Source organism: Skermanella sp. (assembly GCF_059503625.1).
This window is the reverse complement of record NZ_JCACHA010000866.1, coordinates 1-8,088: the sequence shown is the minus strand read 5'-3', so window position 1 is coordinate 8,088 and position 8,088 is coordinate 1. Positions and strand designations below refer to the sequence as shown.

At 63.3% G+C, this 8,088-nt stretch carries 12 protein-coding genes and 2 pseudogenes; 7 read left to right on the top strand and 7 right to left on the bottom strand.

Annotated features, from left to right (window positions below; translation table 11 throughout):
- Positions 1-163: 163 nt before the first annotated feature.
- The 4 genes from AC5JJ6_RS31520 to AC5JJ6_RS31505 form a co-directional block, all read right to left on the bottom strand.
- Positions 164-442 (bottom strand): MlaA family lipoprotein, encoded by a 279-nt coding sequence (locus AC5JJ6_RS31520; RefSeq protein ID WP_496045837.1) that lies wholly within the window; start codon positions 440-442, stop codon positions 164-166.
- Positions 435-947 (bottom strand): MlaA family lipoprotein, encoded by a 513-nt coding sequence (locus tag AC5JJ6_RS31515; protein ID WP_496045836.1) that lies wholly within the window; start codon positions 945-947, stop codon positions 435-437. Before AC5JJ6_RS31515 ends, AC5JJ6_RS31520 begins: the two co-directional genes overlap by 8 nt.
- A 139-nt stretch (positions 948-1,086) precedes the next feature.
- Entirely contained in the window at positions 1,087-2,481 is a 1,395-nt protein-coding gene (locus AC5JJ6_RS31510; protein WP_496045835.1) for a sensor histidine kinase, read from the bottom strand.
- A 1-nt stretch (position 2,482) separates the two neighbouring features.
- Positions 2,483-3,142, bottom strand: coding sequence for a response regulator (locus AC5JJ6_RS31505; protein WP_496045834.1), 660 nt, complete (start codon positions 3,140-3,142; stop codon positions 2,483-2,485).
- Positions 3,143-3,286: 144 nt separating this feature from the next.
- Here AC5JJ6_RS31505 and AC5JJ6_RS31500 point away from each other — a divergent pair, with 144 nt between their 5' ends.
- From AC5JJ6_RS31500 to AC5JJ6_RS31490, 3 genes are all read left to right on the top strand, one after another.
- Positions 3,287-3,484 (top strand): hypothetical protein, encoded by a 198-nt coding sequence (locus tag AC5JJ6_RS31500; RefSeq protein WP_496045833.1) that lies wholly within the window; start codon positions 3,287-3,289, stop codon positions 3,482-3,484.
- A gap of 93 nt (positions 3,485-3,577) precedes the next feature.
- A complete protein-coding gene (locus AC5JJ6_RS31495; RefSeq protein WP_496045832.1) occupies positions 3,578-3,931 on the top strand; it encodes a transposase in 354 nt (117 codons plus the stop codon).
- Entirely contained in the window at positions 3,931-4,287 is a 357-nt protein-coding gene (locus tag AC5JJ6_RS31490) for a transposase (protein WP_496045831.1), read from the top strand. The genes AC5JJ6_RS31495 and AC5JJ6_RS31490 overlap by 1 nt, the downstream gene beginning before the upstream one ends.
- 33 nt (positions 4,288-4,320) lie before the next feature.
- Here the strand turns inward: AC5JJ6_RS31490 and AC5JJ6_RS31485 are convergent, their stop codons facing one another.
- The 3 genes and pseudogenes from AC5JJ6_RS31485 to AC5JJ6_RS31475 form a co-directional block, all read right to left on the bottom strand.
- Positions 4,321-4,752: a hypothetical protein gene (locus tag AC5JJ6_RS31485; protein ID WP_496045830.1), complete on the bottom strand. Its 432-nt coding sequence runs from the start codon at positions 4,750-4,752 to the stop codon at positions 4,321-4,323.
- Between the two features lie 148 nt (positions 4,753-4,900).
- A pseudogene (locus AC5JJ6_RS31480) lies at positions 4,901-5,113 on the bottom strand (hypothetical protein); the annotation flags it as partial.
- A gap of 131 nt (positions 5,114-5,244) precedes the next feature.
- Positions 5,245-5,637 (bottom strand): annotated as a pseudogene (locus AC5JJ6_RS31475) (transposase); the annotation flags it as partial.
- A gap of 251 nt (positions 5,638-5,888) precedes the next feature.
- On the opposite strand from AC5JJ6_RS31475, the gene AC5JJ6_RS31470 reads away from it, so the two are divergent.
- The 4 genes from AC5JJ6_RS31470 to AC5JJ6_RS31455 form a co-directional block, all read left to right on the top strand.
- Positions 5,889-6,419, top strand: coding sequence for a dual specificity protein phosphatase family protein (locus tag AC5JJ6_RS31470; protein ID WP_496045829.1), 531 nt, complete (start codon positions 5,889-5,891; stop codon positions 6,417-6,419).
- 175 nt (positions 6,420-6,594) lie between these two features.
- Positions 6,595-7,317 (top strand): DedA family protein, encoded by a 723-nt coding sequence (locus AC5JJ6_RS31465; RefSeq protein ID WP_496045828.1) that lies wholly within the window; start codon positions 6,595-6,597, stop codon positions 7,315-7,317.
- A gap of 73 nt (positions 7,318-7,390) precedes the next feature.
- Positions 7,391-7,642, top strand: a complete 252-nt coding sequence (locus AC5JJ6_RS31460) for a hypothetical protein (protein ID WP_496045827.1) — start codon at positions 7,391-7,393, stop codon at positions 7,640-7,642.
- Between the two features lie 29 nt (positions 7,643-7,671).
- A partial coding sequence (locus tag AC5JJ6_RS31455) for a glycosyltransferase (protein WP_496045826.1) occupies positions 7,672-8,088 on the top strand: 417 nt, incomplete at its 3' end.

Here is an 8,088-nt window from a genome sequence, read left to right as displayed (position 1 = left end):
CCCGCCACCATGCCCTACCCAAACGCCTCTCGCCACCCCAGCAAGTTAATGTGACAATGCCGTTTATTGGTGTAATATGCATATAAAAGTTTCAGGTGCGGGCGCGATCGGAAATTAATGTGACAACGCCTCCTTCACCGAGACTTTTGTCCATTTTACCACCTCAAGGCGTAAGTTCCGGAAAAGTTTCACTCATGTGCGGTGGGAGACCTCCGGCCTTGCCTTCTTCGATGAGGGCTGCGCGGCGTTGCGCATACATGCTGCGCAACACAACGTAATAATCGACCGAATTCTTTTCCAGATCATCTGTCATAGGCAGCATTCGAGCGCGCCCGTCGAAGGCACCACCCACTGCGCCAGGCGTCTGGACAACTTGTATTCCTGGAACGTACCCGACGGGATCGCCAAGGAGTCCGAAAGCCGTGCCGGCGGTGTCACGCACATTCGACGGTCCGAGTAGGGGGAAGCTGTACGCTCGGCCCGGGACCGATACCCCAAACGCCCAAGGTCTGACCGAAATCGGCCTGATGCGCCGGCAGGTTCCACCCGCTCGCAATATCGAACAGCCCGGCCCAGCCAACCGTTGTGTTGATGACAAAGCGCTGCGTCGTGGTCAAGGCCCGGCTCATGTTTCCTTGGAGTACATCATTCACCAGCACAACAGGTGCCTTCAGGTTTTGGCTGAAGTTGCGCAGGCCGTTGCGGATGCCGCCCGGTACATGATCCTGGTAAGCGCGCGCTGCGGGCTGTAGGGCGTAGCGGTCGACCCATTGATTCCCGTCGAAGATGACCCGATTCGTCGGTTCGGCCGGATCGTTCGCCTCGTCATAGACCGAGCGCGCCATTGGGTCGGTTGGCACCGCGGCGCAGGCGCCGAGCGCCAGGACCATAGCGAGAGTGGTCGCCCAATCTAGGAAGAATCCACGATGTGATATGTTGGCTTTCATCAGGTCGTTCCTATGCTTGCGGCTCTACTGCGAGAACTCTGTCGTGCCAGAAGCTTTGTGCTTGTCGGCGCGATACCGCGAGACAGTGTGACCAGGATGGTCGCGACCGTGGCGGACCGCCGGGGCGATACCGGACCTGTCAACTGTAGTACGTGGTCCGGTGGTCGGGCCGCGCTGGCGGCGGCGGGCTCGGCAGCCGCAAACGGACGTGCAGCCCTCCGAGCCCGCCCGGTTCCAGCCGGTCCACCGTCACATCCATGCGCCGGCACAGCTCGATGATGATCGAGAGGCCGAGGCCCACTCCGTCGCCGCCGGAGCGTCCAAGGCGTTGGAACCGCTCGAACGCACGTTCGAACGCCTCCGCCGACAGGCCGGGGCCGTCGTCCTCCACCAGCAAATCGGTGGTGGCTGACTGCCCACCGGCGACCGTGAAGACGACCCGGCCTGGCGAGGCGGCGTACTTCACCGCATTCTCGCCAAGATTGCGCAGTACGATCGCCAGTAGTTCCGGGTGGGCTGTGACGTCGGCGGACCGGAGTGAATCCAGCATGATCTCCACATTGCGCTCGTTGGCCGATGGCACCAGCTCGGCGATGACGGCCTGGACGAGCCCGACCAGTTCGATCCGGATCCCAGGGTTCCGCGTGAGATCGATCGACTGTGATCGATTGACATCGAGGAGCTGCGCGATCAGTCGGCTTGCCCGATCCGTGGCCTCCAGAATATTGGCAAAACGCGGTCGAACGTGCTCGGGCAGGTCGTCGTCAACGGCTTCCACCTGGGCCCGGATCGCGGTCAGGGGGGTGCGTAGTTCATGGGCAGCATTCGACACGAAGTCGCGCTCGCGTGCCAACACCAGTTGCAGCCGTGCCATCAAGCCATTCAACGCGTGGGCGACCCCGCGCAGTTCGCTCGGCGCCTCCGCCTCGTCCAGCGGCACGAGATTCTCCTCGCTGCGGTCGTGGACCTGTTTGGCGAACGCGCCGAGTGGCATCATGCCGGAGCGGATGCCGACGGTCAGGGCGACGCCCACCAATGCCGTCGCGACTAGGACATAAGTCGCCACCAGGCCCGCCACCTGGAGCGAGGAGAACAAGGGCTCCCACGCGTCGAGGCCGATCACGACCCGCGTGCCGGTTCGCTTGTCCTCGAAGCCGTGAATGAGCCATAGGCTTTCGCCGATTTGGGCCTTGCCCTCCATTGGCAGGGCCAGCAGCTGCTCCGATGGCAGCCCCTCCGAGGCATAAAGCAGCTGCCCGTAGCGGCTGATCACGACGAGATAATCGTCGAGATCGAAGTCGGGGTCGTGCTGCTGCTCGAAGACCGGAAGCGCGAAGACTGGCCGCGACGACGGCGAAGCCGGCTGTGTCGAGGCAAAGGCCAGCATCAGCTGCGCCGTATGGGCGGTCCGGCTTTGGAACGATTCCCTGTACTCCAACGCGACCGCACCCACGATCTGGATGGAGGCCGGCACCCAGACCGTCGCGATCAGCCAGACCAGCCGGCGTTGCAGGCGCGCGCGGATCGATGGCATGTTATTCCCTCGGTAACATGTAGCCCACTCCGCGGATCGTCTGGATCAGGTCGGGGCCGAGTTTGCGGCGGATCTGTGAGACGAACACTTCCAGCGTATTGCTCTCTATCTCCCCACTCCACCCGTAGAGGTGGTCCTCAAGGGAGCGCCGAGTGAGAACTCGGCCCTGATTGTCGACGAAAAGCAGAAGCAGCGCAAAAACCTTGGGCGTCAGCGCGATGCATTCGCCGCCGCGCAGCACGGCGAAGGACGCGGGATCGATCCGCAAATCCCGGTACCGCAGAACCTCGGACCGGCGGTTGCCGCGGCGACGGGCTAGCGCGCGGCAGCGAGCCATCAGCTCCTCCATCGCGAAAGGCTTGACCAGATAGTCGTCCGCGCCGAGGTCAAGGCCGCGCACCCGGCTGTCCAGCTCGTAGCGCGCGCTCAGGATGAGGATCGGCAGGCCGTGGCCGCCAATCCGCTGCTCCCGCAAGATCTCAAGGCCATCCCGGTCCGGCAGGCCAAGATCGAGGACCATCAGGTCAAAGGCGTCCAGTTCGGTGATCCCGTCGAGGCTGGTGCCGTCCTCGAGCCAGTCGACGGTCATGCCGGCCCGGGTCAGGCGCACGCGAATGGCATCGCCGATCAGGGGGTCGTCCTCTACAAGCAGAATGCGCATGCCTCGCTCCCGGTTGGTCGAGCGGCAAGGTCGCATGGGAACCTGAAGCGAAACTGAATGGCTGCCTTTGCCTCGTTCAGGTCCGGTTCAGGCACCGCTGGCAGGGTCTGCGCCGAATCTGATCCAACATAAGGCGCAAGCATCGTGGGAAACAAGTTATTCGGCTGCGGGATGGTCCTGGCGGCGGCCGTCTCCGTGACGGCAGCGGTCCAGATGGCCTCGGTGAGTGCCGCAGCCCAGGACCAGCCCCCTGGGGACTGGTCGTTCTCCCTTGGCGCGGCTACCCTGTACGCACCGGACTACAAGGGGCGGCGTGTTGCAGGGATATGTGGGACCGCGTAAGGGATGACCTGTCTCGATGCTCCGGATCCCGCCTTCATGCCGCATAAAGCCAGGGCTGCTCGCCGCCACCATATTGCGCGGCCGAAGCGACGCGTGACGAACTGGGCAGCGTATAACGAGGCGCTGCGGCAGCGGGGCAATCTGACCGTCTGGTTCACGGAAGACGCGATCGCCGCCTGGAAAGCGGCGCCGCGCACCACGCCGGGCGGTCAGCCCCACTACTCCGACCTTGCGATTACGACAGCTCTGACCCTGCGCGCAGTGTTCCACCTGGCGCTGCGCCAGACCGAGGGGCTGATCGGCTCGATCCTCCAGCTGCTCGGCCTCGACCTGCCGGTGCCGGAGCCCGTCAGGGCCAGCGCAGCTACTTCTCCACCCTCAGCCGGCGGGCCCAGGCGCTGGAACTACCGGCGCAGGCCCGCATCACCGGTGGAGCGATCCACCTGATGGTCGACAGCTCGGGCCTGAAGTTGAGCGGCCCGGGTGAGTGGCTGGTCGAGAAACGCGGCGCCAGCAGGCGGCGCTCCTGGCGCAAGCTGCACATCGGCTTTGACGCGGTGACCGGCCGGATTGTCGCCTCCATCCTGACCGACCGCGACGTCGATGACGCTTCGCAGGTCGAGCCCCTGCTCGACCGGATCGCCGAGCCGGTGGAGCTCTTCCTGGGTGACGGCGGCTATGGCAGAACCGGCGTGGGGGTTCCCTTGCCTCTTCCTGTTCCGTGCAACACGCCATGTGAGGCTGCCATCCGATTCCCGATTCCAACGGGGACAAACAGGCGATCCCCATGCGGGGATGATTAAAAGAGCCTGATTTAGGGACGATTCAACAAGGAATTAGCGGCGTCGTAGCGTAGCGTGCAAATACAGGAGAACGGCGGATGTGAATTCAGGTCCATTCGCGAACGCCATCGGAGATTCTCGGCGAAGGGGCCCAAGACCGTCGCGGCCTTTCGAGTTTTCTGCACTGAGACTGGCGGCGCTGCCACTCGTGTCTGTGATCGGCCGCGCCATCGAGAACAGGCATTTGGTCGCGAGCGGCGAACCTGTTGGCGCCGGCGGGTTGCGCCCATGTCGTGATGCCGGTTCCGGCTCGGGGTGCGGCAAAGAGAGGAAACGCCGCGCCTCGTCGGCCACGTCCCTGAACTCCAACAGGCCGCAGCTCTCTCGGATGACATCGAGGAGATCGCCATGCTCGCCGGTTGCCGCGTCGGTCCATTTTCCCGCCGCGCCCTTGCCGCGTTCTGGTCCCTTGAGGCGCACGAACATCAATCAGCCCGGCGCGTTGCGGACATCGCCCACCATCCAGTAACGGCCTTCACGCCGTCCGGCAGACAAGTATTCGCGGCACACCGCCTCGGCCGCTGTCAATCGGCTTCGGAATCTGGCTCATCCGCAAACTTGATGACGCTGGATGTCAGGCCGCCATCACCCTGATGCGCAAGAGATCGAGCTTTGCCCGGCCATACATGGAGCGCTTGCTCAGCTTCAGGCGGGTGATCTGGCCTTCGGCCTGACCACTGCTCCACTGCGTGGTCAGAGCGGCTCAGACGGCGGCAAGGTCTTGGCGAAGCCCCTCGGCGAAGGACCGGAGATCGCTCGCCAACGCCTCCGCCAGCCAGGGTGTCAGATCGTCGGCGCCGTGCTGCCGGACCATGCGCCCGAACCGCTGGGCGAGGTCGTGCAGGGCCGCGATCTCGGACGAGATGTTGAACAGACGCTCCAGGTAAAGCCGCTCTTCGGATGTCCAATGGTTGGTCCGTGTCGATCCAGAGCGGCGCGAACCGCTTGACCGAGGTTTTCCAGCAGGTGCCAACGATCCGCCGCCTGAGGCGCCTGGGGGGCGCCGCGCTGGGCGGCATCGGCATAGGCGGCCCCGCGGTCGCGGCTGACCACCTCGATCTCCGGATGCTCCGCCAGCCATTGGGCAACCGTGTCGGCTTCCCGGTCCGGCAGCAGATCCACCACCTTATGGCGCTCCAGGTCCACGACGATGGTGCCGTAGCGATGGCCTTTGCGCCACGCCCAGTCATCGATGCCGACGGCCCGGACCACAGCCGGTTCCTCGGGTTCGATCCGGCGGACCAGCCTGAGCAGGGTGTCGCCGCTGGCCGGCATGGCAAGGCGCTCCGCCCGACGTGCGCCGGCCTGACCTGCCAGCGGTGCCTGAACCGGACCTGAACGAGGCAAAGGCAGCCATTCAGTTTCGCTTCAGGTTCCCATGCGACCTTGCCGCCCGACCAACCGGGAGGACGACCATGCCTGCACTTTCACTGACCGAATCTACTAAGACCAGGACAAAACCCGGCTTCGCGGGCAGGGAACGCACAAGCGGCACCGCCAGGACCCTGCTTCATTCGGCAGGAACGACAGCCAGGATGTCAGGAGTCATACTGGGCAGCCTCATGTCCGTGGCTCTTGGCACTGGCGGCCTGCACCTCGGCATCCTGCACCTAGGCGACAATTTCCATGCTGTCGTTCCCGGTCAACTCTACCGGTCAGCGCAGCCTACTCCTGAGCTGATCGATGATTATCAGAAGGAATATGGCATCAGAACGGTCATCAACCTGCGCGGCGAGAACGTCGGCAGCGACTGGTACGATGCCGAACTCGCCGCAACCAGCAGACTGGGCATTAAGTTTGTCAACTTCCGCATGTCGGCGAAGCGGGAATTGACACAGGATCGCTTTACCGAACTCATGGCGGTGCTGCGGGAAGCCGAAAAGCCGATCCTGGTTCACTGCATGTCCGGCTCCGACCGCAGCGGACTGGTCTCAGCCCTGTATCTCGCCGCCGTGGCGAAGGTAGGTGAGGAGCAGGCTGACAGCCAGATCTCCTTCCGGTACGGGCACATCCCGCTCCGGTTCAGTCCGCCCTACGCCATGCAGCGCAGCTTCGAGGCACTGAAGCCCGTGCTTGGCTTCTCCGCTTCCTGATGCCCCTTACAGGCAGTGCCGATCCGGTACCGGTTTCATAATCGGAGCCGCTTACCAAATCGCCGCGCCGAGCGAACAGGTCGTCCGTCGCGGGAAAGTCTGAAAGACTGTTAGCTTGTTTCAGTGGATTGTCAGTAACGTATCCCAGGGCGGGTATGGCGGGATCGTTCTTCTGATGTTTCTGGAGAACGTTTTCCCACCGATCCCGTCCGAACTGATCATGCCGCTGGCTGGTTTTGCTGCGGCCCGCGGCGACCTGAACATGGCCGGTGTGATCGCTGCCGGGACAATCGGCTCAATACTGGGAGCGTTACCCTGGTACTATGCCGGGCGATGGGTCGGAAGTGAGCGACTGAAGCGGCTGGCAGCCCGCCATGGACGCTGGATGACGGTTTCGCCGGCCGACATCGGCAACGCCGAGACATGGTTCAACCGGCATTGCGGCAAGGCCGTGCTGATAGGTCGCCTGATCCCGGCCATCCGCACCCTGATCTCGGTACCCGCCAGCATCGCCCGCATGAGCCTGGGCCGCTTCCTCCTGTTCTTAGCGATCGGGACAGTCGTGTGGTCCGGCCTGCTGACCACGGCGGGCCATGCGCTTGAGAGCCAGTACACCCGGATCGCGGACTACATGGATCCCATTTCCATGATCGTCATCGCCGTGATCGTGCTGGGGTTATTTGTACCGCCTGATCACCTACCGTACCGGGGCGACCGATACGAAGCCAGCGGACTGAGCCATGAGGATCACGACTTCTTCCACAAGATTGACGGACCTGTGGTCGCGGCTCGGCCGCCACGAGTTCGCGCTGCTCGCGGTGGTGTTGGCAGTTGCCGGCGGATTGCTGGGTTCGCCCTGCTGGCCGACGAAGTCAGAAGGCGATACGCGCTCCTTTGACCACACCGTCATGCTGGCTCTCCGAACTGCAACCGATCCGGCTGACCCGATCGGCCCGCTCTGGGTCGAGGAAATGGCGCGTGACCTGACCAGCCTTGGCAGCGTCACCGTGCTCACCCTGGTTTCGGTCGCCATCACGGGCTTTCTCATTCTGCGCCGCCGGCATGGCGCCGCCGCGCTGGTGCTGACCGCCGTGTTCGGCGGGATGCTGCTAAGCACTCTGCTCAAGGCGGGCTTCGAGCGCCCGACTTCAATGTTTCGGCCAACTTGTCCAAACTACCAATCATGCTACCCACTGGATCAATCATGGCTGGCTCACCAATAAATGGCCTTCTCCCGGAGACTTCGGATCAGATGGTGATCGACAAGTCTCCTGCCGCTCTCCTGACAGATGACGTGTCGCATTTGTTGTCGCTGCCCTTTTCCGTGGTCATACCAGTCTTCGACGAAGCGGAGAACGTTCTGCCTCTCCTGAAGGAGATCAAAGATGCTCTGACCGCGTATGATGATGATTATGAAATCATCTTCGTGGATGATTGCAGTGCAGACGACACGGCTGATCGGCTTGGTCCGGAATTGGTTGCCACTCAGCCACGGACCCGCCTCATCCGCCACTCCAGCCGCTGCGGTCAGAGCGCTGCGATCCGCAGCGGTGTACGCGCCGCAAGCGGTAGCTGGATCGTGACGTTGGACGGCGATGGCCAGAATGATCCAGCTGATATCCCTCACCTGCTGGATCGGATATCGATAAACGGTGGACCGGAACTGGTC

Coding starts and splice junctions, on each gene's coding strand:
- AC5JJ6_RS31485 (WP_496045830.1), bottom strand. CDS start 4,752: ATGTTCGTGCGCCTCAAGGGACCAGAACGCGGCAAGGGCGCGGCGGGA.
- AC5JJ6_RS31460 (WP_496045827.1), top strand. CDS start 7,391: ATGGCGCGTGACCTGACCAGCCTTGGCAGCGTCACCGTGCTCACCCTG.
- AC5JJ6_RS31465 (WP_496045828.1), top strand. CDS start 6,595: ATGTTTCTGGAGAACGTTTTCCCACCGATCCCGTCCGAACTGATCATG.
- AC5JJ6_RS31510 (WP_496045835.1), bottom strand. CDS start 2,481: ATGCCATCGATCCGCGCGCGCCTGCAACGCCGGCTGGTCTGGCTGATC.
- AC5JJ6_RS31490 (WP_496045831.1), top strand. CDS start 3,931: ATGGTCGACAGCTCGGGCCTGAAGTTGAGCGGCCCGGGTGAGTGGCTG.
- AC5JJ6_RS31515 (WP_496045836.1), bottom strand. CDS start 947: ATGAAAGCCAACATATCACATCGTGGATTCTTCCTAGATTGGGCGACC.
- AC5JJ6_RS31505 (WP_496045834.1), bottom strand. CDS start 3,142: ATGCGCATTCTGCTTGTAGAGGACGACCCCCTGATCGGCGATGCCATT.
- AC5JJ6_RS31470 (WP_496045829.1), top strand. CDS start 5,889: ATGTCCGTGGCTCTTGGCACTGGCGGCCTGCACCTCGGCATCCTGCAC.